General features: G+C 71.7%; 27 protein-coding genes. 6 read left to right on the forward strand and 21 right to left on the reverse strand.

The features are described from left to right. Positions 1 to 48 precede the first annotated feature (48 nt). Complete coding sequence (locus KBX50_RS21715) at positions 49 to 933, forward strand: Crp/Fnr family transcriptional regulator (RefSeq protein WP_210939286.1); 885 nt, start codon at positions 49 to 51, stop codon at positions 931 to 933. A gap of 54 nt (positions 934 to 987) precedes the next feature. Here the strand turns inward: KBX50_RS21715 and KBX50_RS21720 are convergent, their stop codons facing one another. The 12 genes from KBX50_RS21720 to KBX50_RS21775 all read right to left on the reverse strand — a co-directional run bounded on the left by KBX50_RS21720 (position 988) and on the right by KBX50_RS21775 (position 12,384). Continuing rightward, positions 988 to 2,013: an NAD-dependent epimerase/dehydratase family protein gene (locus KBX50_RS21720; RefSeq protein WP_210939287.1), complete on the reverse strand. Its 1,026-nt coding sequence runs from the start codon at positions 2,011 to 2,013 to the stop codon at positions 988 to 990. A gap of 8 nt (positions 2,014 to 2,021) precedes the next feature. Then, positions 2,022 to 2,801 carry a glycosyltransferase family 2 protein gene (locus KBX50_RS21725; protein WP_210939352.1) on the reverse strand — a complete coding sequence of 260 codons (780 nt, stop codon included), beginning with the start codon at positions 2,799 to 2,801 and terminating at the stop codon, positions 2,022 to 2,024. Continuing rightward, positions 2,801 to 4,003: a nucleotide sugar dehydrogenase gene (locus KBX50_RS21730; protein ID WP_210939288.1), complete on the reverse strand. Its 1,203-nt coding sequence runs from the start codon at positions 4,001 to 4,003 to the stop codon at positions 2,801 to 2,803. Before KBX50_RS21730 ends, KBX50_RS21725 begins: the two co-directional genes overlap by 1 nt. 247 nt (positions 4,004 to 4,250) lie before the next feature. Further along, a complete protein-coding gene (gene pheT / locus KBX50_RS21735; protein ID WP_210939290.1) occupies positions 4,251 to 6,827 on the reverse strand; it encodes a phenylalanine--tRNA ligase subunit beta in 2,577 nt (858 codons plus the stop codon). Between the two features lie 36 nt (positions 6,828 to 6,863). After that, positions 6,864 to 7,931, reverse strand: coding sequence for a phenylalanine--tRNA ligase subunit alpha (gene pheS / locus KBX50_RS21740; protein ID WP_210939292.1), 1,068 nt, complete (start codon positions 7,929 to 7,931; stop codon positions 6,864 to 6,866). A gap of 211 nt (positions 7,932 to 8,142) precedes the next feature. Beyond that, positions 8,143 to 8,940 (reverse strand): RNA methyltransferase, encoded by a 798-nt coding sequence (locus tag KBX50_RS21745; protein ID WP_210939294.1) that lies wholly within the window; start codon positions 8,938 to 8,940, stop codon positions 8,143 to 8,145. Between the two features lie 65 nt (positions 8,941 to 9,005). Continuing rightward, the gene (rplT, locus tag KBX50_RS21750) at positions 9,006 to 9,398 is read right to left on the reverse strand and encodes a 50S ribosomal protein L20 (protein ID WP_093404272.1); all 393 of its coding nucleotides are present in this window, start codon (positions 9,396 to 9,398) and stop codon (positions 9,006 to 9,008) included. A gap of 32 nt (positions 9,399 to 9,430) precedes the next feature. After that, a complete protein-coding gene (gene rpmI, locus KBX50_RS21755; RefSeq protein WP_093404274.1) occupies positions 9,431 to 9,625 on the reverse strand; it encodes a 50S ribosomal protein L35 in 195 nt (64 codons plus the stop codon). Between the two features lie 20 nt (positions 9,626 to 9,645). Next, positions 9,646 to 10,290, reverse strand: coding sequence for a translation initiation factor IF-3 (gene infC, locus KBX50_RS21760; protein ID WP_093404276.1), 645 nt, complete (start codon positions 10,288 to 10,290; stop codon positions 9,646 to 9,648). Positions 10,291 to 10,591: 301 nt separating this feature from the next. After that, the gene (locus tag KBX50_RS21765) at positions 10,592 to 11,059 is read right to left on the reverse strand and encodes a PH domain-containing protein (protein WP_210939354.1); all 468 of its coding nucleotides are present in this window, start codon (positions 11,057 to 11,059) and stop codon (positions 10,592 to 10,594) included. Positions 11,060 to 11,211: 152 nt separating this feature from the next. Further along, the gene (gene hisG / locus KBX50_RS21770; RefSeq protein WP_210939296.1) at positions 11,212 to 12,057 is read right to left on the reverse strand and encodes an ATP phosphoribosyltransferase; all 846 of its coding nucleotides are present in this window, start codon (positions 12,055 to 12,057) and stop codon (positions 11,212 to 11,214) included. Positions 12,058 to 12,102: 45 nt separating this feature from the next. After that, entirely contained in the window at positions 12,103 to 12,384 is a 282-nt protein-coding gene (locus KBX50_RS21775) for a phosphoribosyl-ATP diphosphatase (RefSeq protein WP_210939356.1), read from the reverse strand. Positions 12,385 to 12,503: 119 nt separating this feature from the next. On the opposite strand from KBX50_RS21775, the gene KBX50_RS21780 reads away from it, so the two are divergent. Then, positions 12,504 to 13,364 (forward strand): ABC transporter substrate-binding protein, encoded by an 861-nt coding sequence (locus KBX50_RS21780; RefSeq protein WP_210939298.1) that lies wholly within the window; start codon positions 12,504 to 12,506, stop codon positions 13,362 to 13,364. Between the two features lie 92 nt (positions 13,365 to 13,456). Here KBX50_RS21780 and ribH read toward each other — a convergent pair whose 3' ends face one another. The 6 genes from ribH to rpe form a co-directional block, all read right to left on the reverse strand. Beyond that, positions 13,457 to 13,957, reverse strand: coding sequence for a 6,7-dimethyl-8-ribityllumazine synthase (ribH, locus tag KBX50_RS21785; RefSeq protein WP_210939300.1), 501 nt, complete (start codon positions 13,955 to 13,957; stop codon positions 13,457 to 13,459). A gap of 5 nt (positions 13,958 to 13,962) precedes the next feature. Further along, the gene (locus KBX50_RS21790) at positions 13,963 to 15,225 is read right to left on the reverse strand and encodes a bifunctional 3,4-dihydroxy-2-butanone-4-phosphate synthase/GTP cyclohydrolase II (protein WP_210939302.1); all 1,263 of its coding nucleotides are present in this window, start codon (positions 15,223 to 15,225) and stop codon (positions 13,963 to 13,965) included. Next, positions 15,222 to 15,842: a riboflavin synthase gene (locus KBX50_RS21795; RefSeq protein WP_210939304.1), complete on the reverse strand. Its 621-nt coding sequence runs from the start codon at positions 15,840 to 15,842 to the stop codon at positions 15,222 to 15,224. The genes KBX50_RS21790 and KBX50_RS21795 overlap by 4 nt, the downstream gene beginning before the upstream one ends. Positions 15,843 to 15,844: 2 nt before the next feature. Next, on the reverse strand, positions 15,845 to 16,906 hold the full coding sequence (ribD, locus tag KBX50_RS21800; protein WP_210939306.1) for a bifunctional diaminohydroxyphosphoribosylaminopyrimidine deaminase/5-amino-6-(5-phosphoribosylamino)uracil reductase RibD: 1,062 nt from the start codon (positions 16,904 to 16,906) through the stop codon (positions 15,845 to 15,847). Between the two features lie 381 nt (positions 16,907 to 17,287). Then, positions 17,288 to 18,292, reverse strand: coding sequence for a response regulator (locus KBX50_RS21805; RefSeq protein WP_210939308.1), 1,005 nt, complete (start codon positions 18,290 to 18,292; stop codon positions 17,288 to 17,290). Further along, entirely contained in the window at positions 18,273 to 18,953 is a 681-nt protein-coding gene (gene rpe / locus KBX50_RS21810; RefSeq protein ID WP_093404294.1) for a ribulose-phosphate 3-epimerase, read from the reverse strand. The genes KBX50_RS21805 and rpe overlap by 20 nt, the downstream gene beginning before the upstream one ends. Before the next feature lie 246 nt (positions 18,954 to 19,199). Between rpe and KBX50_RS21815 the strand changes: the two genes are divergently transcribed. Then, positions 19,200 to 20,087, forward strand: a complete 888-nt coding sequence (locus tag KBX50_RS21815) for a septum formation family protein (protein WP_210939310.1) — start codon at positions 19,200 to 19,202, stop codon at positions 20,085 to 20,087. Between the two features lie 86 nt (positions 20,088 to 20,173). Further along, a complete protein-coding gene (locus tag KBX50_RS21820; RefSeq protein WP_210939312.1) occupies positions 20,174 to 21,058 on the forward strand; it encodes a septum formation family protein in 885 nt (294 codons plus the stop codon). A gap of 305 nt (positions 21,059 to 21,363) precedes the next feature. Here the strand turns inward: KBX50_RS21820 and KBX50_RS21825 are convergent, their stop codons facing one another. Together KBX50_RS21825 and KBX50_RS21830 are read right to left on the reverse strand one after the other, a co-directional pair. Beyond that, positions 21,364 to 21,558, reverse strand: a complete 195-nt coding sequence (locus tag KBX50_RS21825) for a DUF397 domain-containing protein (protein ID WP_093404304.1) — start codon at positions 21,556 to 21,558, stop codon at positions 21,364 to 21,366. After that, positions 21,546 to 22,292, reverse strand: a complete 747-nt coding sequence (locus tag KBX50_RS21830; RefSeq protein ID WP_210939313.1) for a DUF5753 domain-containing protein — start codon at positions 22,290 to 22,292, stop codon at positions 21,546 to 21,548. The genes KBX50_RS21825 and KBX50_RS21830 overlap by 13 nt, the downstream gene beginning before the upstream one ends. A gap of 228 nt (positions 22,293 to 22,520) precedes the next feature. Here KBX50_RS21830 and KBX50_RS21835 point away from each other — a divergent pair, with 228 nt between their 5' ends. Next, positions 22,521 to 22,820 (forward strand): hypothetical protein, encoded by a 300-nt coding sequence (locus KBX50_RS21835; RefSeq protein WP_210939315.1) that lies wholly within the window; start codon positions 22,521 to 22,523, stop codon positions 22,818 to 22,820. Next, positions 22,817 to 23,074, forward strand: coding sequence for a flavin reductase (locus KBX50_RS21840; RefSeq protein WP_210939317.1), 258 nt, complete (start codon positions 22,817 to 22,819; stop codon positions 23,072 to 23,074). The genes KBX50_RS21835 and KBX50_RS21840 overlap by 4 nt, the downstream gene beginning before the upstream one ends. Positions 23,075 to 23,267: 193 nt before the next feature. Here the strand turns inward: KBX50_RS21840 and KBX50_RS21845 are convergent, their stop codons facing one another. Next, positions 23,268 to 24,623 carry a transcription antitermination factor NusB gene (locus KBX50_RS21845; RefSeq protein WP_210939358.1) on the reverse strand — a complete coding sequence of 452 codons (1,356 nt, stop codon included), beginning with the start codon at positions 24,621 to 24,623 and terminating at the stop codon, positions 23,268 to 23,270. Between the last annotated feature and the right edge of the window lie 41 nt (positions 24,624 to 24,664).

Below are 24,664 nucleotides of genomic sequence, written 5' to 3' on the forward strand. Positions count from 1 at the left end.
CCTTCCTGTGCGGGTGTCTCCACCCGACCGAACGGATGGAGTTGGCCCATGTGGACCCTGCCGATCGACCTGCTCCTGGGGTCGGGGCTACCGGCGTGGCCGACGCTCGGGCTGTTGGTCGCCTACCTGCTCGCGGTGGCGCTGTTCCGCCCGGCGTCGCGCACCGCGAGAGAACGGTTACGCTTCGATCGCCTTCGTTGGTTGAGAAATGTGGGAGCGTTGATGCGGCGAGAAACGCCTCAGCCCGCACAGTGGCCCTACGGCACATTCCTGCAGCGGCTGGGTCCCACAGTCCGCGCGGCGTTGTTGGAACTCGGCGTCCGCCGTCAGGTGCCGGCCGGTCAGATCCTGATTCACGAGGGTCGTCAAGAGTCACACCTGGTTCTGATCGAGCACGGGCTGACCAAAGTCACCGCCGCGCTGCCGGACGGCCGGACCGCGCTGTTGTCACTTCGGGTCGGGGGTGACCTCGTCGGCGAGATGTCCGCGCTTAACGAACAGCCTCGGTCGGCCACGGTCACCGCGTGCGGACCGGCCCGCTACAGCGTGATCCCGTGCGACCGCTTCCGGACCTTCCTACGCGGGAACCCCGACGCGGCGCTCGAACTCGCCGCCATGGTCTCGGACCGGCTGCGCTGGTCGAACCGGCGACGGATCGACTTCACCTCGTACCCGGTCAAGATCAGGGTGGCACGGGTCGTGGCGGAACTGTCCCGCACCCACGGTCAGCGGGCGCCCGACGGTGTCGTCATCGATGTTCGGCTCACCCAACCGGAACTCGCCACGATCTGCGGCGCCTCCGAGACCTCGATCCAGAAGAGCCTGCGTGATCTGCGAACCGAGGGCCTCATCGACACTGACTACCGGCGGATGACCGTCCTCGACCCGCCGCGGCTGCGGGCGGTGGGGCAGCTCGACGCCGAGGAGAGGTAGCCGGGTACCGTTCCGGCGCCCGGCGGCAGGAACAGGCCCGACAGCTTCCCGGGGTCAGAGGCGGCCCTCGGCGACCGCGTGGGTCACCCAGGGGATGACCTCGTCGAGCATCTCGTCCAGGGTCGTGGTGGCGGTGAAGCCGAGCACCTCGCGAGCCTTCGTGGTGTCCGGTACGCGTTTTTGTACGTCGTACTGGAAGGGTTCGTCGCTGACATGCCGGAACGGCACGTCAGGTCCCTTGATCTTGCGCCAGATCAGCTCGGCCAGCTCCAGGACGGTGGTCGACTCGGCGGTGGAGAGGTTGAAGTCCTCGTTGCGCGCCGCCGGGTGCTCGATGGCGAGCGCGATCCCCCGGGCCAGGTCGCCGCCGTAGGTGTAGTGCCGCACCTGGTCGCCGTCGCCGAGGATGTGCAGCGGATCCTGCCCCTTGACGATCTTCTGCACCAGGTCCGGTACCACGTGCGACATGGCCAGCTTCACGTTGCCGGAGTGCACCTCGGCCTGGCCCAGCGCCCGCCCCTCCCCCACGCCGACACAGTTGAACGGCCGCACGATCGTGTAGGGCAACTGGTACTGGTCCCAGGCCGCCCGGGCGTAGTACTCCACGGCCAGCTTCTGGAAGCCGTACGAGGACAGCGGCGGCGGGATGCGCCGCTCGTCGCCCTCCCGGCTGGGCCAGTGCTCGGTGGACTCGAACACCATCGAGGAGGAGAGGTAGGTGACCTTCGACAGGCGACCGGCGCGGTGTGCCCGCAACGCCGCGTCGCAGGTCGCCGCCATGATCCGCTCGTTGGTGGCGAGCAGGTCGTAGGCGTACGCGTGGAAGTAGGAGATCCCGCCGATCATCGCGGCGCCGGCGACCAGGTGGTCGCAGCCGTCGAGCAGCCCGGTCAGCAGATCGGTGTCGCGGGCGTCCCCCTCGACGAACCGGAACCGGGGGTGCCCCGCGTGGCTCTGGGTCACCGGCCCGTACTTCGAGAAGTTGTCGACGCCCACCACCTCGTGGCCACGGTCGAGCAGCTCCGCGACGAGATAGCCGCCGATGAATCCGGCCGAACCAGTTACCAGGACCTTCGCCACGTACGCTCCTATGCCGTCTTCTCGTACTCGGTGCCACGCGGGGTCGGCACGGCCGCCGTCCGCACCCGGGCGGTCAACTTCTCCCGGCTCAACCGTCGACCGTAGGCGAACAGGTACCAACGCAGGTAGCCGGGGAGGAAGCGGCCGAGGTCGAAGTGGGACTCGCCAAGCGGACGGTCCAGCCAGATGGTCGGGATCTCGGCGACGGGCAGGCGCAGCCGGGTGGCCTTCGCGGTGAGTTCCAGCCCAATCTCGAAGCCGGTCCGCGACTCGATGCCGACCTCGCGGACGAACGTCGTATCGTACGCCTTGAAGCTGTTGGTGGCGTCCCGGGTGCCCGCTCGCGCGAAGGTGTAGAGGCTGCGCCCCGCCCAGCGCGACATCAGTCGCTTCAGCCTCGGTCCGCCGACCTGCTGACCACCCGGCATGTACCGGGAAGCCGCGGCGACCACCACGCCCCGGTCCACCAACCGGGCCAGTTCATCGATCTGGCGGGGATCGTCGCACCCGTCGGCCATCGTCACCACCGCGACCGGCGCCAGGGCCACGTCGATGCCGAACCGGATCGCGTTGGCCGGGCCCCGGCCGTAGGTGTTGAGCACCGCCCGGACCCTCGGGTCGGTACGCGCGATCCGCTCGACGTACGGGACCGTGGTGTCCTCGGGCATGTCGTGCACGATCAGCACCTCGGCGGGCAGCATCAGTTCGCGCAACATCCGCTCCAGGCAGCGGATGATCGCTTCGCCCTCGTTGTAGACCGGCACGATCACCGAGACCCGGGGGTTCATCACACCCGCACTCCCTGCCCGGTGAGGCCCCACATGTCGATCACCGGTTTGTCGGTGTCCAGGCGGGCGTACTGCTCGTGCGGTGCGGCGATGACCAGCAGGTCGGCCCGGCGCAACACCTCGTCGAGATCGACGAAGCGCTCGTCGACCACGTACGGGTCGGTGCAGAGCGTCTCCCGGGTCTTCAACGCCAGAATCTTGCGTAGCTTGTACGCCAGGCTCTCCCGGGGGTCGTCGCTGCCGCCCTTGAAGGCCATGCCGAGGATACCCACCGTCGAGGTCGCCAGGTCGAACCGGTCCTCCAGACGGGACACCAGGTACAGCGGCAGCCCCTCGTTGATCAACATCGCGGAGTGGCCGAGAACGAAGTTGTTCCGGTTGAAGGCGGCCAGTTGCATGGTGTCCTTGAACAGGCACGGTCCGGCGGCGAAACCGGGCATCGGCAGGTCGGCTGCGCGCGGATAGTCGTACGCCACCGCATGCCGGATCCGGGCGAAGTCCAGCCCGAAGTCGTTGGCCATCATCCAGAACTGGTTCGCGGTGGCGAACTTGATGTACCGCCAGGTGTTGGTGAACAGCTTCGCCAGCTCGGCCTCCTCGGGTTCGAGCGGGACGATCTGGTCGGTCAGGTGCCGGAACAGCTGCTCCGCCCGGGTCCGCGCCTCCGGGGTCCGTGCGGCGACGATCTGCGGCAGGGTGAACAACTCGGTCATCGCCCGGCCTTCGGCGATCCGCTCCGGGCAGAACGCCACGTCCGCGCGCAGGCCCTTGCCGGCCAGCAGTTTCTCGGTCAGCGCGGTGACTCCGGGGTAGACGGTGCTGCGCAGCACGATCAGCTGACCATCGCGCAAATGCTCGGCGCAGCGTTCCAGCGCGCGGGGCACGGCACGGAGATCCGGGTTGAGGTGCTCGTCGACCGGTGTGCCGACCACGACGATCAGATGCTCCGAGGCTCCGACAGCGGCGGGGTCGGTGGTGGCGCGCAGCCGCCCGGCGGCCACCGCCTCGGCCAACGGACCGGCCGCGCCGGGCTCGGCGAAGGGCAGGGTGGCAGCGTTGACTCCCGCGACAGCCTCGGCGTTGATGTCGTACAGCACGACCGACAGCCCGCGGGCGGCGAAGGCGATGCCCAGTGGCAGGCCCACCCGGCCACAACCACCGACTATGCAGACGTCGACCGAGGCGGGCGGATCATCGGACATGAGGGGGCTCCCGTGGGGGTGGCGGGGGTGCTGCGGATGACGGCACTCGGAATCCAAGCAGGCTAACCGCTCTGAGGTAACTCGCGGGTAACCGAACAGCCATCGGTGTCGACCTTTCGGTCGATCCCACACCGAGCGCCTTGCCGGCGTCATCGACCGTACACATCGTCAGTGCCGGTACCCACTCCTGGAAAGGAAGGGGCTCCTCCGCTACACGTCGTAGCGGAGGAGCCCCTTCCGCTGCCTGTCAGGTGCCGCGGAGGGTGGCGTCCCAGCGTTCGGCGGCGCGGGCGACGGCGGCGTCGCGGGCGGCCACCGCCTCCTCGACCGTCAGGGTGCGGTCCGGTGCCCGGAAGGTGAGCTTGTAGGCCAGCGACTTGCGGCCGGCGCCGATCTGCTCCGAGGCGTACACGTCGAACAGGCTGACCGACTCCAGCAGCTCGCCGGCGCCCTCGACGAGCGCCTGGCGCACCTGCGCCGCCGGCACCGACTCGGCCACCACCAGCGCCACGTCGATCAGGGCCGGCGGGAACGTCGACACCGTCGGCGCGCCGACCGGCGGGGCGGACGGCAGGGCGTCCAGGTCCAGTTCCATGGCGCAGGTCCGCCTCGGCAGTTCCAGCGTCGCCACGACCTGCGGGTGCAGCTCACCGGCGTGGCCGACCACCGTCCCGTCGACCAGCAGCTCCGCGCAGCGGCCCGGATGCCAGGGGGCGTACTCGGCCGACCGCACCTCGACCTGCCGGTCGGGCACCCCGGCGGCGGCCAGCACCGCGCGGCCCGCCTCGACCGCGTCCGCCCAGCCTGCCGCCCGTCCGCCGCCCCACCAGCCGGCCGGCTCGATGTCGCCGGTCAGCACGACGGCCACGTGCCGGGGTTGGCGCGGAACCACCGCGTCGGCGGCGGCGAACTCCGCGTCGGTGGGACGCCGATCCACGCCCATCGCCGGCGGGCTGCCGGCGTCCGGCCGGGGGTGGAAGACCGTGCCGATCTCGTAGAGGGACAGGTCCCGCAGGCCACGGCCGAGGTTGCGCCGGACGATACCGAGCAGCGGGCCGAGCAGTGTGGTGCGCAGCAGCGGCTCCTCCTCCGACAGCGGGTTGGCCAGCCGCACCGCCCGGCGGCGCGGGTCGTCGGCGGGCAGGCCGAGCTGGTCGGCCAGCTCGGTGGCGACGAACGGGTGCGCCAGGACCTCGACGTAGCCACGCTCCGCCAGGGAGCGGGACACCGCCCGGTGACGTCGCTGCTGCCCGGTCAGACCCCGGCCGGGCGGCGCGGTCGGCAGCACCGACGGCACCTTGTCGTACCCGTCGAGGCGGACCACCTCCTCGACCAGGTCCGCCGGGTCGGTCAGGTCGGGCCGCCAGGTGGGCGGGGTGACGCTGAGCGTCTCGCCGCCACCGGCGGCCACCGCCACCTCGCCCGGATCCTCGGCCAGCCGGTCGGTGCCGCGCGACACGGTGCAGCCGACCTGCTCCAGCAGGGCGGCCACCCGGGCCGGCGGGTAGTCCACCCCGACCCGCCGGGTGGGCAGGTCGGCCGGCAGGGTGACCGGGGTACGCGGCCGGACATGGTTGATGTCCAGCACCTCCTCGCTGGCGGTGCCGCCCGCGTACGACGTGAGCAGCCCGACCGCCCGATCCAGGGCGACCAGCGGCAACGCCGGATCCACCCCCCGCTCCCAGCGCTTCGCCGCCTCGCTGAACAGCTTGTGCCGACGGGCGGTGCGGCCCACCATCGCCGGGTCCCAGTGTGCGGCCTCGAAGAGCACGTTGACGGTGCCCGGCAGCACCTCGCTGGTCTCGCCGCCCATCACGGCGGCGAGCGAGATCGGCATGCCGTCGCCCTCGGCGGCGAGCGGGTTCGGCAGCCCGGCGTCGCAGATGACCATGTCCTCGGGGGCGAGTGCGCGGGTCACCCCGTCGAGCGTGGTCAGTTTCTCCCCCGGTACCGCCCGGCGCACCACAAGCGGGCCGGCGATCCGGTCCGCGTCGAAGGCGTGCATCGGCTGGCCGAGTTCGAGCATCACGTAGTTGGTGATGTCGACCGGCAACGAGATGCTGCGGACGCCGGCGATGGTCAGCCGCTGCCGCATCCAGTCCGGGGTCTGCGCCGCCGGGTCGACGCCGCGCACCATCCGGGCCGCGAACCGGTCACAGCCGACCGGGTCGCGCACCTCGACCGGGTACGCCGGCTCGGCCGTGCCGGGCGTCGCGGGCATCCGGCCACGGTCGGAGTAGTCGAGGCCGAGAGCGTGCGCCAGTTCGCGGGCGAGCCCGCGCAGGGACATCTGGTAGCCCCGGTCCGGGGTGATCTCCACCTCGACGATGATGTCGTTGAGACCGATCACCGGCCGGGCGTCGTCGCCGGGCTCGGCAACCACGTGCTCGGGCAGCACCAGGATGCCGTCGTGGTCGTCGCCCAGACCCAGTTCCCGGGCCGAGCAGATCATGCCGTTGGAGTTGCGCCCGTACGTCCGGCGGGCGCCGACGGCGAAGTTACCCGGCAGCACCCCGCCGGGCAGGATGACCACGACCCGGTCGCCCGGGGCGAAGTTGCGGGCACCGCAGACGATCTCCTGCGGCTCGCCGGTGCCGTTGGCGGCGCCCACGTTCACCAGACAGAACCGGATCGGCTTCTTGAAGCCGGTCAGCTCCTCGATCTCCAGGACCTCACCGACCACCAGCTGCCCGGTGACCGTGCCGGATAGGTCCACGATGGACTCGACCTCGATGCCGAGGTCGACCAGGGCCCGCTCCAGCTCGTCGACAGACAGGTCGGGAAGGTCGACGTACTCCCGCAGCCAACTGAGAGAAACTCGCATGATGTGTAACCACCGTCTCCGTAACTCGCGCCCGCACTAAGCCCCGTGGCCGAACGCCCGGGTGAACCGGACGTCGCCCTCGACCAGGTCCCGCATGTCGCCCACCCCGTGCCGGAACATCACGGTCCGGTCGATGCCCATGCCGAAGGCGAAGCCGGAGTAGACCTCCGGGTCGATGCCGCACGCCCGCAACACCCGCGGGTTGACCATGCCGCAGCCACCCCACTCGACCCACTGTGGGCCCTTGCGGTGCTCCGGGAACCACACGTCGAACTCGGCCGACGGCTCGGTGAACGGGAAGTAGTGCGGCCGGAACCGGGTCTTCGCACCCGCGCCGAACATGGCCCGGGCGAAGTGGTCGAGCGTGCCGCGCAGGTGGGCCATCGTGATGCCCTTGTCCACCACCAGACCCTCGACCTGGTAGAAGACCGGAGAGTGGGTGGCGTCCAACTCGTCGGTCCGGTAGACCCGGCCGGGAACGACCACGTAGATCGGTGGTTGGCGGGTGAGCATGGTGCGCGCCTGCACCGGCGAGGTGTGGGTACGCAGCACCAGACCGGAGCCCTCTGGTGCGATGTGGAAGGTGTCCATCAGCCCACGCGCGGGGTGGTCGGCGGGGATGTTCAGGGCGTCGAAGTTGGTCCACTCCAGTTCGACCTCGGGCCCCTCGGCCACCTCGTAGCCCATCCCGATGAACAGGTCGCTGATCTGCTCCATCAGCAGGGTGATCGGGTGCCGGGAGCCACGCGGGTGCCGGTCGTACGGCAGCGTCACGTCGACTCGTTCGGCGACCAGGACCCGCTCGGCCTGCTCACGTTCCAGCACCTCGGCGCGGGCGGCGTACGCCTGCTCGATGGTGCGGCGGGCCTCGTTGACCCGTTTGCCGGCGTCGGCCTTGGCGGCCGGCGGCAGCGCGCCGATCTCGCGGCGGGCCAGCGAGACCGGGGCCCGGTCGCCCAGATGCGCCGGGCGCACCGCGGCCAGCGCGTCGGGGTCACCGGCGGCGGTGAACGCCTTCTCGGCCTCGGTAACGGCCTCGGCCAGCGCGGCCGGGTCGAGCAGGGCGACCTGCTTCGGGTCGTACGGATCGTTGCGGTAGGTCATGGCGTACGGGCACTCCCTCACGACGGCGCCGGCCCTCGCGGGCGGCTAGGCGAGTCTACGGACGCGCGGCTGTGCCGCAGCCCGCCGGTGGGAGTCGCGTGGAGAGCAGGTCAGGCCCGCCGCCCGCCGACACCGGCGGGCTGGCTAAACGAACGCCGTGGTGCGTTCATCATCGGGACCGCATCTCCTCCGTCATGCGCGTGACCTCAGGTCAGCGCTGTGCTCTGGCCGAAGCGTACAGGCAGACGGCCGCCGCCGCAGCCAGGTTGAGGCTCTCGGCCCGCCCGTGCAGCGGCACCCGGACCCGGGCGTCGGCGGCCTCGGCCAGCTCGATGGGCAGGCCGTGCGCCTCGGAGCCGAACAGCCAGGCGGTCGGTGCGGCCAGCCGGCCGGCGTCGACCAGGTCGTCGAGATCAGATTCGCCGTGGCCGGTCGCGGCGAGCACGGTCAGCCCGGCGGCCCGCGCCGCGGTGAGCGTCGCGACCGGGTCGCGTTCCCGGACCACGTCGACGTGGAACAGGCTGCCCGCGGACGACCTGACGCACTTGCCGTTGTACGGGTCGACGGCGTCCCCCGCGAAGATCACCGCGCTGGCGCCGGCCGCGTCGGCGGTACGCAGCACCGTGCCGGCGTTGCCCGGGTCACGGATGCCGGCGAGTACGGCCACCAGTCGGGGGCTGCGGGACAACGCCACGGTCAGGGACACGTCGAGGTGCTGGCAGACGGCGACCAGTCCCTGCGGGGCGACGGTCTCGGCGAGCGCGGCGAGCGCCTCGTCGGTCACCTCGGAGACGGGTACGTCGTCGTTGGCGGCGGTCGCCGCGAGATCGGCGTACCGGTCGAGGGCGGCGGGGGTGCCGAACAGTTCCAGCACGGTGCGGAATCGGCTCAGCGCCTCCCGGACCGCCTGCGGTCCCTCGGCGAGGAACCGACCAGCGGCGTCGCGTTCGCGGCGACGCTGAAGTCGGCGCGCGGCCACCACCCGGGGCGTACGCGGTGTGAAAGGCATGTTCTCCGCCACACGCGCGAGGCGTCCCCCGTGGCCGAGGGACGCCTCGCTGCGCTGTGTGGGACTCAGGCGGCCTGGGCGGGCGCGCCGCCGGTGCCCTCGGCCTGCACGGCAGCCCGGGCCAGCTCGACGATCGCCGCGAACGCGGCGGCGTCGTTGACCGCCAGGTCAGCCAGGATCTTGCGGTCGACCTCGATGCCGGCCAGGCGCAGGCCCTGGATCAGCCGGTTGTAGGTCATCCCGTTGGCGCGGGCACCCGCGTTGATCCGCTGGATCCACAGCTGCCGGAAGTCGCCCTTGCGGTCGCGACGGTCCCGGTAGGCGTACTGCATCGAGTGCAGCACCTGCTCCTTGGCCTTGCGGTACAGCCGGGAGCGCTGACCGCGGTATCCGCTCGCGGTCTCCAGCAGGGTACGGCGCTTCTTCTGGGCGTTAACAGCCCGCTTGACGCGTGCCATCTCAACTCCTTCTTGGATTCAGGTGGCGCGCGTCAGCGGCCGAGCAGCTTCTTGATGCGCTTGACGTCAGCCTTGGCCACCTCGACCACGCCCGTCAGCCGGCGGGTGCGGGTGGAGGGCTTCTTCTCCAGGTTGTGACGCAGACCGGCCTGCTGCTTCGTGATCTTGCCTTTGCCGGTCACGCGGACCCGCTTGCCCATCCCCGTGTGGCTCTTCATCTTCGGCATGTGGAACGTCTTCTCCCCTGTTACTGACCGCTGGTGTCAGCGGTCGTGCCGGTCTCACCGGCTGCTGCGCTCTCACTGGTCACCGCAGGCTCGGCGGTCGCGGCGGGCTCCTCCGCGGTCCGCTCCCGAGGCCCACCACGGGAAGCCGTGGCGGCGACCGCGGAGGCCTTCACGGCCCGGTGCGGAGCGAGAACCATGATCATGTTTCGGCCGTCCTGCTTCGGAGCGGACTCCACGTATCCCAGTTCCGTGATCTCGGACTCGAGCCGGCGCAGGAGCCGGTAGCCCAGCTCCGGGCGGCTCTGCTCGCGACCGCGGAACATGATCGTCACCTTGACCTTGTCGCCGGCCTTGAGGAACCGCACCACGTGACCCTTCTTGGTCTCGTAGTCGTGCGGATCGATCTTCGGCCGGAGCTTCATCTCCTTGATGACGGTCTGCTGCTGGTTACGCCGCGCTTCGCGCGCCTTCAGTGCGCTCTCGTACTTGAACTTGCCGAAGTCCATGAGCTTGCACACCGGCGGGCGCGCCATCGGCGCAACCTCGACCAGGTCCAGATCGACGTCCGCGGCCAGCTGAAGGGCGCGCTCCAGCGGGACGATGCCCACCTGCTCACCCTCGGGGCCGACCAGTCGGACCTCACGTGCCCGGATCTGATCGTTCACGCGTGGTTCGACGCTGATGGGGCCTCCTCGAGTCGGATCTTCATGCGTGGCCGACCCGGCGGCTCCCGGTGGGAACCGGCCCGGAAAGTAGAAGGCCCCGGCGAATGCCAGGGCCTGCTCGACCGGTCGGCACGATCACAGGATCGCGCATCCGATGCCGGGACGTGCCCGGAACCGGTGACCGGACCCGGACGCCAGAGGCGGCGACTCGGGTGGGAGCAGGCGCTCCGCTTTCACGGCCATCCGCCGGAGCGGACAGCCTGGTCGACTTGACAACACTACACCCTCGGCCAGCGGCCCCTCAAACCGGGCGCTGGCCCGCTGCCCGCTCGGCGAGCGCGGCCAGGTGCTCCTGGTGCAGCCGGCGCAGGGCGCGCACCCCGTCGACGGCGAGCTGCTTGTCGGCGGCCTGGAGGGCGACCACCGGCAACAGGTCGTCGTCGTACAGCTCCAGGGCCGCCCAGGGGGCGCCCCGGTCGAACCGGACGCCCCGGACGACCTCCCAGGGCAGCTCGTACGAGCCGATGATGTTGCGGACCCGCACCCCCCGCGCGTCCGCCTCGACCCGAGGTCGGGTGAACAGCAGGGTGCCCAGGGCGAACAGGATCCCGAGCCCGATCATGGCGAACTGGTCACCGCGCTGGAAGGTGCCGTACCCGTTGCCGGTGGGGCCGGTCAGCGTGGTGGCGACCAGCGCGAAGACCACGACCAGCAGGATGGCCGACACCCAGCAGACCAGCCGGATCCGGCGCGGCCGCAGCCGGATCAACTCGGTGCCGGTCGCCCGCTCGCGCTCGCCCGGGCCGGCACCGGGCCGCGTCGCGTCCCGCCGCTCACTCATGACACAAGTCTGCCATCCGGTTCCGGCCGGTCGGCCGCCGCCACACTGACGTGGACCTCACGGGCCATCGGGGCAGCGGCTCACAGCCGGCAGGCGTGGATGTTGGTGACCAGGATCGCGCGGGCGCCAAGTTCGTAGAGTTCGTCCATGATCCGGTGCACGTCGTCGCGGAGCACCATGGCCTGCACGGCCACCCAGCCCTCCCGGTGCAGCGGGGAGACCGTCGGCGACTCGATGCCCGGGGTGAGCGAGCTGGCCTGCTCCAGCAGCCCGGCCGGCACGTCGTAGGCGAGCATCACGTAGCGGCGGGCCACCAGCACCCCGTGCAGCCGGCGCAGCAGCTGCTCGGCCTGCGGGTGGGAGGCCGCGCCGGTGCGGCGTACCAGCACCGCGGAGGATCGCAGCAGCGGCTCACCGAAGACCACCAGACCGGCCTGGCGCAGCGTGGCCCCGGTCTCGACCACGTCGGCGACCACGTCGGCGACACCCAGCCGGATGGCGTTCTCCACCGCACCGTCGAGGCGGATCACGTCAGCCTTGACGCCCAGCTCGGCGAGGTGCCGCTCGACCAGCCCCGGGTACGCGGTGGCGATCCGGTGCCCGCCCAGCTCCCGTACGTCGTCGACGTCGTCCGGCCGGGCGGCGAACCGGAAGGTGGCCCGGCCGAAGTTCAGGTCGACGACCTCCTCGGCCGGCGCGCCGGAGTCGATCAGCAGATCCCGGCCGGTGATGCCGACGTCCAGATCACCGGAGCCGACGTAGGTGGCGATGTCCTTGGGCCGCAGGTAGAAAAATTCGATGTCGTTGCCCTGGTCGCGGCAGACCAGGTCCTTGGTGTCGGTGCGTTGGCGGTAACCCGCCTCACGCAGCATCTGGGCGGCCGAGTCGGCAAGGGCGCCCTTGTTGGGTACGGCGACACGCAGCATGACGGAGTGCTCCTTCGATCGGTTTCGGTTCGACGGTGGGGGCACTCACAGATGTCGGTAGACGTCCTTCAGGTCGAGACCGGTGGCGAGCATCAGCACCTGGACCTGGTAGAGCAGCTGGGAGATCTCCTCGGCGGTGCGCTCGGGCCCCTCGTGCTCGGCGGCCATCCACGACTCGGCCGCCTCCTCGACGACCTTCTTGCCGATGAAGTGCACGCCCTTCTCCAGTGCGGCGACCGTGCCCGAGCCGGGGGTGCCGGCCGCGGCCTTGGCCTGCAACTCCGCGAACAACTCCTCGAACGTCTTCACGGAGACGGATTCTCGCAGTCGCCCCGGGTCGCCCCGCGCACCGGGTCGGTGGTGACCGCTGGACGGACCGGCATCCCCCACCGGCACGGTGGGACAACCCTTCGATCCTCGCCTATGTTGGTCGTACGCTGTCCGCCATGGTCACCACCCCGCGTACCCTCGCCTTCGCCTCCGCGGCGGCCGTTCTGCTCGCGGCCAGCGCCTGCACGCCGCAGGCCCAGCCCGCGCCGATGCCGACCGTGTCGATGCCGTGCGCCAAGGACAGCCTGCCCACCGAGACTGCGGGCAAGCTCACCATCGCCACCGGTGAGGCGGTCCGCCAGCCGTGGTTCGTCGACGACAAGCCGGACAACGGTCAGGGTTTCGAGTCCGCCGTGGCCTACGCGGTGGCCGAACAGCTCGGCTACGCCCGCGACGACGTCACCTGGACCCGGGTGGGGTCTGACGCCGCCGTCGCCCCCGGGCCGAAGACCTTCGACTTCGGCATCGACCAATTCTCGATCAGCGACGAGAGCAAGCAGGCGGTCGACTTCTCCGCGCCGTACCACCTGGTCCGGCAGGCGGTGATCGCGCTGAAGTCCGCCGAGATCGCCGGCAGTGCCGCGCTGGCCGAGCTGCGTGACGCCCGGCTCGGCGCCCAGGCCGGCACGACCGGCCACCAGGCCATCACCGATCTGGTGCGGCCGAGCTCCGATCCACGGACCTACGAATCGCGCGACGAGGCCACGAAGGCGCTGCGGAACGGGCGGATCGACGGCCTGGTGGTGGATCTGCCCACCGCGTTCGCCATCGTCGGGACGGAGATCGACGACGCGGTGATCGTCGGACAGCTACCCCAGGTGGGCAGCCCGGAGGCGTTCGGGCTGCTGCTGGAGAAGGACTCGCCGCTCACCGGTTGCGTCAGCGCGACGGTCGGACAGCTCGCCTCCGAGGGCGTCCTCAAGCAGTTGGAGGAGCGATGGCTCGCCCAGGACGCCGGAGCGCCCGAACTCACGTGAGCAACGCCCCGCCCGGTTGATCATGAAGTTGTTGTCCCGGAGAGCGTTTACCCGGGACAACAACTCATGATCGTCGAGAGGGTGGGGTGGGGTCAGGTGGTGAAGCCTAGGGGGTGGTTGCCGGCGCTGGCGGTCTGGCGGATGGCGAGGGCGGCGTCGAGGGCGGCCACCGTCGACGACCAGCCCTTGTCCTCGGCGGAGTCGGGCAGGCCGGCACGGTCGCGGGCCTGCTCGATGGTGTCGACGGTGAGCACGCCGTGAGCGACCGGCTTGCCCTCGTCCAGAGCGACCCGGGTCAGGCCGTCGGTGACCGAGCGGCAGACGTAGTCGAAGTGGGCGGTGGCACCGCGTACCACCACGCCGAGGGCGACCACCACGTCACAGCGCCGGGCCAGGGCCTGCGCCACCACGGGCAGTTCCACCGAGCCGGCCACCCGAGCCACCACCGCCCGCGCACCGCACGCCCGCGCGGCGGCCACCGCGCGGTCGAGCATGTGGTCGGTCAGGTCACCGTGCCAGCGCGCGGCGACCACACCGACGGTCATCCCGGCCGCGTCCACCGGAGTCGTACCCGGCTCCCCGAAACCCGCCATCTCTCCTATGCTCCGATCTCTCTGCCCGGAACCGCACGCCCCATCGGCGCCTCGGCCACCTCGTCAAGCTGGTCTATCAGGTGACCCATCCGGTCCCGTTTGGTCCGCAGGTAACGTACGTTCTCCGGGTGCGGACGCACCGGCAGCCCCTCGCGGCCGGTGATGGTCAGGCCGTAGCCCTCCAGCCCCGCCCGCTTGGCCGGGTTGTTGGTCAACAGCCGCATCGAGCGGACCCCGAGGTCGTAGAGGATCTGCGCGCCGGTGCCGTAGTCACGCGCGTCGGCCGGCAGGCCGAGGTCGAGGTTGGCGTCCACCGTGTCGCGGCCCTGGTCCTGCAACTGGTACGCCTGGAGCTTGTGCAGCAGCCCGATGCCACGCCCCTCGTGACCGCGCACGTAGAGGACCACGCCCCGCCCCTCGCGGGCCACCCGGTCCAGGGCGGCGTTGAGCTGCGGCCCGCAGTCGCAGCGCACCGACGAGAAGACGTCGCCGGTCAGGCACTCCGAGTGCACCCGGACCAGCACGTCACGGCCGTCGCCGATCTCGCCCATCACCAGCGCCACGTGCTCGGCCGAGTCGTACTCGCTGCGGTAGCCCAGGGCCCGGAACACGCCGTGCTCGGTGGGCATCCGGGCGTCCGCGACCAGCTCGACCTGCTTCTCGGTACGCCGCCGGTACGCGATCAGGTCCGCGATGGTGACCAGGGCCAGCGAGTGCTCGGCGCAGAACTTCTCCAGGTCCGGCAGCCGCATCATGGTGCCGTCGTCGTTGACCAGCTCGCAGAGCACGCCCGCCGGGCGCAGCCCGGCCAGCCGGGTCAGGTCCACGGCCGCCTCGGTGTGCCCGGGACGACGCAGCACCCCGCCCGTGCGGGCCCGCAGCGGCACCACGTGCCCCGGGCGGGCCAGGTCCGTCGGGCCGGTGGCCGGGTCGGCGAGCAGCCGGATGGTGTGCGCCCGGTCGGCCGCCGAGATGCCGGTGGTGACCCCTTCCCGGGCGTCGACGGTCACCGTGTACGCGGTCTGCCGCCGGTCCTGGTTGGTGTGGTGCATGGGCGGCAGGTCGAGCCGGTCGCACTCGCTCTCGGTGAGCGGTACGCAGATGAAGCCCGAGGTGTGCCGCACCATGAAGGCCAACAGTTCCGGGGTGGCCAGCTCGGCCGCGAAGATCAGGTCACCCTCGTTCTCCCGGTCGGCGTCGTCGACCACCACGACCGGACGACCGGCGGCGATCTCGGCCAGGGCCTGCTCGACATCGGTGAAGGTCATGCCGGCACCTCCGCCCCGTCGACGGTGCGGCCGGCCAGCAGCCGTTCGACGTACTTGGCCAGCACGTCCATCTCCAGGTTGACCGGGTCACCCACCGACCGGTTGCCGAGCGTGGTCGCCGAGAGGGTGGTGGGGATCAGGCCGACGGCGAACCAGCCGTCGCCCACCTCGGCCACGGTCAGCGAGACCCCGTCGACGGTGATCGAGCCCTTCTCCACCACGTACCGGGACAGAGCGGCGGGCAACCGGAACCGGACCGTCTCCCAGCGCGGCGCCGGCTCGCGGGAGAGCACCTCACCCACGCCGTCGACGTGCCCCTGCACCAGGTGACCGCCGAGGCGGCTGCCCAGCGTGGCGGCCCGCTCCAGGTTGACCCGGTCGCCGGTACGCAACGCGCCCAGCGCCGAGCGGCGCAGCGTCTCGCCCATCACGTCGGCGGTGAACACCCCGCCGTCGACCTCGACGACGGTCAGGCAGACCCCGTTGACCGCGATCGAGTCGCCGTGCCGTGCGTCGGAGGTGACCAGCGGGCCACGGACCGCTACCAGTGACGAGTCCTCCGCCGTCGGGGTCACCCCGACGACCTCGCCCAGTTCCTCGACGATGCCGGTGAACATGCCTAGCCCTCCCTCTTCCGGGGCAGCGCGGTGATCCGCAGGTCGGGACCGACCTGCGTAACGTCGGTGAGTTCCAGGTCGATGGCCTCGGCGATGGTGGTCACACCCGCATCGACGAGCGCGGCAGGCCCGGCCCCGAGCAGCCGGGGCGCGAGGTAGCCGACCACCCGGTCGACCAGGCCGGCGGCGAGGAACGCCCCGGCGAGCCGGGGCCCGCCCTCCAGCAGCACGGCCCGTACCCCACGGGTGTGCAGGGCGGCGAGCAGCGCCGGCAGGTCGACGCCACCGTCCGGGCCGGTGCCCACCTCCTCGGCGGTGGCCACCCAGGTGCGGGCGGCGCCGTCGCGGACCCGGGCGTCATCCGGGGTACGCCCGGCCGAGTCGACCACCACGCGCAGCGGCTGCCGGATGGCCAGGCTGCCGTCGCGCAGGTTGCGCACGGTGAGGCGGGGATCGTCGGCGAGGACCGTGCCGACGCCGACGACCACCGCGTCGACGGTGGCGCGCAGCGCGTGCACGTCCATCCGGGCCGCCTCGGACGTGATCCACATGCTGGTGCCGTCGGCCGCCGCGGAGCGGCCGTCCAGGGTCGCGGCGTACTTCCAGATCACGTACGGCCAGCCCCGACGCATGGCGGTCAGCCAGGCCACGTTGCCGCTCTCCGCCTCGGCCTCGCGTACCCCCAGGTCGACCCGGACCCCGGCGGCGCGCAACGTGGCGGCGCCGCCGGTGGCGACCGGATTGGGGTCCGGTACCGCGATGACGACCCGGGCCACCCCCGCCTGGACCAGCGCGGTGCTACAGGGGCTGGTGCGGCCGACGTGGTCGCAGGGTTCCAGGGTGACCACCGCCGTGCCGCCCTTGGCCCGCTGGCCGGCCTGGGCCAACGCGACGATCTCCGCGTGCGGTCCCCCGGCGTACGCGTGGAAGCCCTCGCCCACCACCTCGCCGTCGGCGTCGAGCAACACGCAGCCGACGACCGGATTGGGACTGGTGGTGCCGAGCCCGCGCGCCGCGAGTTCGATCGCGCGACGCATCGCCTCGTCCACGGAGACGCTTGCCATCGCCTGCCGCTGCCCTCTCGCTCGTACGCGCGGGCGGGGAGGTCGGCCGGGTGGCCACGGGCAGGCAGCGGAATCCGGGTACGGCACAGCCGCCCCGGCCGGGACGCGCGCACGCCGGAGCCCGGCGAGCCACACGGCCCCCTTCCGTCCCGCGCGCTGTCTCCCATCCGGACTGTCTGGGCGCGGACGAGCCGCCCCCAACCGTCGGCCCCGGATTCTCACCAGGTCCACCGGGCGGACGAACCGCTCCCGGGTCGCGGGCTTACCACGGTCGGACCGTGGATCACCGCCGGTTCGGAATTACACCGAGTCCCGCCAGCGCGTGGTGGGTACTGAGCAAAGTCTTACACGTCCGGCGGGGTGCCGGGCCACCCGGGCGAGCTACTTCACATGACGGTTACCGGGGTCGGCGACGCCGCGACGGCGATCCACCGCCACGTACGAGCCGGGTTGGCTCTTGGCCACGGTCTTCATCTCGGAGGCGACGGTCATCGCCTCCAGCGGGTTGGTGATGCGCTTGTCGGCGTCGGAGATGGCGACCCCGATGGAGAGGGTGACCAGCGCCGCCCGGCGGATGTTGCCCCGCCGGTCCTTCAACTCCACGTAGCCGCGTTCCCGGTCGGTGGGATCGTAGAGGGCGTCCGCGGCCTTCTCGAAGTCCGACGACACCCGCAGGGTCAGTGGCCGTACCTGCTCGGGCGTGCACACGAAGACGAAGTCGTCACCACCGACGTGGCCGAGGAAGGCCGGCGGCAGGGCCACCGCGACGACCGCCCGGTGCAGGCTGCGGGCGAGCGCGGAGATGAAGCCGTCGCCCCGGACGAATCCGTACCGGTCGTTGACGCTCTTGAACCGGTCGATGTCGATGTAGCCGACGGCGTAGTCCGCGCCGCCGCGGACCCGGTCGGCGATCTCCCGGCGGATCCGGCTGTTGCCCGGCAGGCCGGTCAGCGGGGACACCTCCCGGAACTCCTTGTTGCGCCGCAGCGTGGAGCTGACCCGGGCGACCAGCTCGGCATTGTCGAAGGGCTTGACCAGATAGTCGTCGGCGCCGGCGTTGAGTCCGTGGACCTTGTCCTGGGTCATTCCCTTGGCCGTCAGCATGATCACCGGCAGGGCGGCGGTCATCGGGTCGGCGCGCAGTCGCCGGGTCAGTTCCAGCCCGTCCACCCGGGGCATCATCAGGTCGACCACGGCCAGGTCGGGCCGCTGGCGTTCGATCAGCTCCAACGCCTCCTGGCCGTCGGCGGCGAGGATCACGTCGAAGCCCTGTAGACGCAGGTTGAACTCGACGAAGCGGGCGATGTCCTCGTCGTCGTCGACGACGAGGATCACGTCCTTGCGATCGTCGTCGGGGGTGTCCACGTCAGGCCCCGGCCGCCGCACGCTCGGCCAGCCCGCGCAGCCGGCGTACCGCCTCGGCCGGGTCGTCGGCGCCGTAGACGGCGGTGCCGGCCACGAAGGCGTCGGCGCCCGCCGCGGCCGCCTGCTCGATGGTGTCGGCGGCGATCCCGCCGTCGACCTCGATGCGCAGCTCCAGGTGGCCGGCGTCGACGTGGCGACGCGCGGTGCGGACCTTGTCCAACAGCTGCGGGAGGAAGCGCTGCCCGCCGAACCCGGCCTTGATGGTCATGACCAGCAGCGTGTCGAAGCTGGGCAGCAGGTCGAGGTACGGCTCGATCGGGGTGTCCCGGTCGATCGCCAGCCCCGCCTTGGCACCGGCCGCCCGTAGGTCCCGGGCCAACGCCACCGGGTCGTCGCAGGCCTCGGCGTGGAAGGTGACGTTGTACGCCCCCGCGTCGGCGTAGCCGGGCGCCCAACGCTTCGGGTCGGTGATCATCAGGTGTACGTCGAAGGGCAGCTTGGTGGCGGCCCGCAGGCTCTGCACCACGGGCAGCCCGATGGTCAGGTTCGGCACGAAGTGGTTGTCCATGACGTCGACGTGCAACCAGTCCGCGGCGTCCTCGACGGCACGGACCTCCTCGGCGAGACGGGAGAAATCGGCGGCGAGGATGCTGGGCGCGACGATCGGCGGCGGTACGGTCACAGGGCCAGTGTACGAACGCGGCCAGCAGCCGCGGCAGCGTGCCAGCAACCGGGACACCCCGTGACCCGGAGGTGACCAATGGTGCAGAATGACCCCCTTCGGTACCGATGAAACGGAATGAAGCTCAGCTTCCACTGGCCAGACAACCGATTCGCGGCAACACTCCATCGGGGACGGTGACGTATCGTGCAGGCCGGTGGGCGCGGGAGCCGGCAGCCGGGCGGCAGCTCCCGGAAAGGGCGGACGATGCGACGGTGGCTCGCGGCACTGGCGCTGGCCAGTGTGGCTGCGATGGTGCTCAGCGGCTGCGTGCGGCCGGGCGGAACCGACGGCGATCTCACCGACGACTGGCAGACACTGCGGGCACCGACCATGTTCGTGCCGGCCACCGACGCCTGTCTGCCCCGGATCACCGCGGTGGTCCAGGCGGGCACCTACGAGACCGTGGACTGCGCTCGCAACCATCTCGCCGAGACGGTCCACGTCGGCTCGTTCACCGACGCCGCCGCCGAGGGCGAACGCCCGGAACCGGGGTCGGCGGCGCTGCGTACCGCCCGCGCGGAATGCGACCAGCGGGCGCGCCTGGTGCTCGGAGGTGACTGGCACACCGCCCGGTTGACGCTCAACATCTCGCTGCCGTCGGCGCCGGCCTGGAACGGTGGTGCCCGCTGGTTCCGCTGCGACCTGAGCGAGACCGACAGCATCGACAACACCCGGCCGGTCAACCGCACCGGCAGCCTGCGCGGCGCACTGATCGGCGACTCACCGCTGGTGCACCGTTGCTTCGACCCGAAGCTCATCGGCGACAGCCTCAACTACATGGCCCCGGTGCTCTGCACCGAGCCGCACGGCGCCGAGTTCGTCGGCGTCTACGTCGAGCAGGACATGAGCTGGGAGCAGTTCGTCCGGTCGTCCGGCCAGGCCCACAAGCGGTGCATGGAACTGATCGCCGCCTTCGCGGACGTGCCCAACAACGCCGACCTGCCCTACCGCGCCGGTTCCATCTTCTACCCGCCGTCACAGCGGGAGTGGGAGGAGGGCGACCGGGGGGTGCGGTGCATCCTGTGGAGCGACGACCGCAAGCTCACCGGCTCGATGCGCGGCGTGGGCCCGCAGGGACTGCCTGTCACCTGAGCACGGTGCGGAAACGGCTCGAACGGTCGCTGAGCCCGTGCCGTATGCTGCCGCTTCGACGGGCGGGGAGCGGGAGGTCGACGGGGATGCGACGATGGCTGACCGGAGTCGCCCTGGCGACCGTGGTGGCGCTGGTGGCGACCGGCTGCACCAGGCCGGCCGGCACCGATGGTGATCTGGTCGACGACTGGGCGTCGATGGGCGCACCGGCGGTGTTCACGCCCGGCTCCGGCACCTGCCACGGGCAGCCGCAGGAGGTCGGCTACCTCAGCGCGTACGCACCGGTGGATTGCGCGCAGCCGCACCGGGCCGAAACCCTCCACGTCGGAACGCTCACCGAAGCGACCGGGGCCCGGCTGCCGGCGGTCGGCAGCAAGGGGATGCGCGCCGCCTTCGGCGAATGCGACCGCGAGGTCCGCGAGACACTGGGCGGCGACTGGCGCGGCGCCCGGATCGGGCTCACCGTCGTCCTACCCTCGCCGCAGGCGTGGACCGGTGGCGCCCGGTGGTTCCGCTGCGACGTCCACGAGCTGCGCGGGCTCGACACCCCGATACCGGTACGACGCACGGCCAGCCTGGCCGGTGCGCTGGACGGGTCGTCGCCGCTGCGGCACGGCTGCTTCAACGCCCGCACCGAGGGCGACGAGGTGACCGAGATGGTCGCCGTCGAGTGCACCGCGAAGCATCGGGCCGAGTTCGTGGGTCTGTGGCAGGCACCGGAGAGCAGCTGGTCGGAGTTCCTGGAAAACCCGGGGCGAAGCCACCGCGGTTGCCGCAGCGCCATCGCCCGCTACGCCAAGCTGCCGGACGACGGCAATCTCCAGTACCGGGTCGGCACCATCTTCTACCACCCGTCGGAAGGCGAGTGGCGCAGCGGCAACCGGTCGGTGCAATGCTTCCTCTGGATGAGCGACCGCACCCTGACCCGATCGGTGAAGGGCGCCGGCACCCGGGCCCTCCCGATCACCTGAGCCACCGTCACCTGCCCCAGCCCCCGCCCCCCCCCCCCCCCCCCCCCCCCCCCCCCCCCCCCCCCCCCCCCCCCACCCCCCCCCCCCCCCAGCCCCAGCGATGGTCGCCGGAGCCACCGCGGTCGCGGCACCGCCGCGGCACCTCGCCGGGTGAATCTTGGACAGAATCCGTTAGCGAAGAACGGAAACTGTCCAAGATTTCAGCGTGGTACCCGAATCATCGGGCGATGGTGATGGGGGTTGCGTCGCTGCGCTCGCGATGAAGCGCCCGCCCGGTGGGGACGGGCGCTTGCGCGCGGGTCGGGTCAGGACCGCCCGGCGGCCCGGGCGACGAACGCCTGCCAGGCCGCTGGGGCGAAGACCAACGCCGGACCGGTCCGGTCCTTCGAGTCGCGGACACCGACGACGCCGGGAAGATTGTCGGCGACCTCGACACAGTCGCCACCGTTCGAGCTGCTACGGGTGCTTGTGCGCCACACGGCGCCGGTCAGGTCAGCCATGATCGTGCCTCAAGGAAGTCGATGGTCTGGCGGCGCGGCAGCGCCACCGAGCGCAGCGTATCCCAAATGGACCAGAGCGCGGCGGTGTCGTTGGTCAGCCGGCCGGCGGCCTGGTCGTCCAGGTACGCGACGTCGCCGTCCTCCGTCGTGGCGATGACGAACGGCCCCGCCTGCCCGGGGTGCAGGCCGGCGTCGAGCGGCAGTACGTGCAGCAGGATGTTGGGCCGCTGCGCCAACCGCACCAGGTGATCCAGCTGCGGGTGCATGATGTCCGGGGCGCCGCGACGAAGCGCGAACTCGTCGATGACCGCGACGAAGAGCGGCGGTTTGCGCCGTTCCAGGACCGACGACTGCCGGCGCATCCGGGTCTCGACGTAACCGGCCACCTCGTCCGGGGCGAGCAGGCCGCTGCTGAGCACCGCCGAGGCGTACTCGGGGGTCTGCAACAGGCCCGGGATGACCGCGACTTGAAAGGACCGCAGCGCGGTGGCCTGGAGTTCCGTCTCCACCCACGGCCGGAGCCAGGACGGCTCGCGCCGCTTCAAAACGTCCGGCCAGATGTCCTCGATGTCCCGCCCTAGTGCCGCAGCCGCCGCCGCGCGGTGTCGGGGATGCGGCACCCGCCCCGGGGCAACCCACCGCGCGACCGTCTTGGGATCCACGCCTACCTGTTCGGCGAGACTCTCAGCGGTTTCCCCCGCGTCCGCCATGGCTGCCCTCAGCGCCTGATTCATGCCCGCCTCCCACATGACGTCCTTGACGTCTGAAGAACCTATGCCTACGCCCTGTAGTCGTCCACATTCGCCACGCGATGGTTCTCGTGGGCGGCGCGTGCGGGCCTTGGGACGGCAATCCCGCTCGCCGGGTCGCCGGGGGTCGCCCCTGGGCGAGCAACCGGGGCGACCCCCTCCAACCACGACCGAGGAGGCACCCATGTCCGTGCAAGAGCCGGCGCGTGGCAGGTGACCGGGCGGGAGGGCGGAACACCTCGGGTCCGTCCCGGCGTGTACCTCCTGGCCCGGGAAGCATCCCCGCAGTTCCACCAACCGATCCTGGTCCGAGTGATCCGGCACCTGGAACGCACGACGTACGACGGGTGGGCCTGGGTCGACGTCTACCAGCTCGATCGGCACGGGGACGCGACGCAGCGGCGGGCGCTGTTCCTGCGGCCCGCGGGGATGCGGCCGGTGAACGTCCCGCCCGTCCCGTACGCCGAGCGTCGCTCCCGGCCCCGCTCCGGCGTCGCGAGCGTGACCGGATGAACGGCCGGATCGAGGCACACGTCCCGTCCCGCCCGACGTGGCGGTGCCGGGCCTGCGGGGCCGCCTGGCCCTGCTCGCCGGCGAAGCTGAATCTGCTCGCCGTGTACCGGGAGGACAAGCCGGCGCTCATGGTGCACCTGGTGGAGTTGCGCGAAGAGGCCGCCCAGCAGCTTGCCGGGCTAGCGCCCGGTGAACAGCTCCCGGATCTGCACCGACGGTTCACGGACTGGGTACCCGTCCGGTCCGCCGAATAGCCGCCCGCCCCGGTCGCTGCGGCTCTTCCCCCGACCGCCGCGCCCGGGGCCCGGTCCGGGCGGCCGGTCCGCAGCACGCCACAAGCGGATCCCGGCGGCGGGGTCCGCAGCACACCACGAACGGATCCGGACGGTGCCGGTCCGCCGATCAGGCACGCCACGAACGGATCCCCGGCGGTGCCGGGGCCGGGAGTCAGGTGCGGCGGAGCAGGGCGAGGAACATGGCGTCGGTGCCGTGCCGGTGCGGCCACAACTGCACCGTCGGTCCGTCGCCCAACCCCGGCATGCCAGCCGGCAGCACCGTACGGGCGTCGACGAAGTCGACCGGCACCCCGCTGCGGCGGGCCGCCTCGGTCACCGTCACGTGCGTCTCCACGGTGTGCGGTGAACAGGTCACGTAGGCCACCAGCCCACCCGGCCGGGCCGCCCGCAACCCGGCGGCGAGCAGCTCGCGCTGCAACCGGGTCAGGGCGGACAGGTCGGACGGTTGACGCCGCCAGCGCGACTCGGGGCGGCGGCGCAACGAGCCGAGCCCGGTGCACGGCGCGTCGACAAGCACCCGGTCGAAGTGTTCCTCCGGCAGTTTCGGCTCGGTGCCCACCAGCCGACCGTCGGTGTTCAGCACGGTCACCGGCAGCCCCCGGGTGGCACCGGCGACCAGCCGGGCCCGATGCTCGGCCACCTCCACGGCGGTCAGCCGGGCGTCCCGCTGCGCGGCGAGCGCCCCGAGCAGGCCGGACTTGCCGCCCGGCCCGGCGCACAGGTCGAGCCACCGGCCGTCCGGCCCGTCCACCGGTGCCAGCGCGAGCGCGTTCGCCACCAGTTGGGAACCCTCGTCCTGGACGTGGGCCCGCCCGTCGGCCACCGCCGCCAGCTCGCCCGGTGCGCCACCGGCGAGGTAGACCGCGTACGGCGAGAAGGCACCGGGCGCGCCGCCCACCTCGTCGGCGAGGTCTACCGGGTCGACCAGGCCGGGCCGGGCGCACAGGTGCACCGGAGGGCGCTCATTGTCCTCGATCAGCAGGCGGGTGGTCTCGCCGAGGTCGCCACCGAGCGCCTCGTTGAACGCCCGCACGATCCACTGTGGATGGCTGTAGGCCAGTGCGAGGTGACCGATCGGGTCGCTCTCGGCCGGTGGCGCCAGTCGGGTCACCCACTCGTCGACATCGCGGCTGGCGACCTCGCGCAACACGGCGTTGGCGAATCCGGTGGCGCCCTGGCCGACCGCCCGGACCAGGTCGACGGTGGAGGAGACCGCCGCGTGCGCCGGCACCCGGGTGTGCAACAGCTGGTACGCGCCGATCCGCAGCGCGTCGCGGACCGGCGGGTCGATCCGCTGCACGTCCCGCCCGGCCGCGTCGGTGAGGATCGCGTCGAGCGTGCCGAGGTGGCGCAGCGTGCCGTAGGTCAGTTCGGTGGCGAAGGCGGCGTCCCGACCGACCAGTCCCGCGTCGGTCAGGATCGCCGGCAGCACCAGATTGGCGTACGCGTCGTCGCGGTGCACCGCCGCGACCGCCTCGTACGCCGCGTACCGTGGCCGGTCGACCATCGGCCGTCCCCGGCGCTCTCCGCTGCGGCGGGCGGCGGTCT

The sequence above is a fragment of the Micromonospora sp. C51 genome (genome assembly GCF_018070435.1).
Lineage (GTDB): Bacteria > Actinomycetota > Actinomycetes > Mycobacteriales > Micromonosporaceae > Micromonospora > Micromonospora sediminimaris.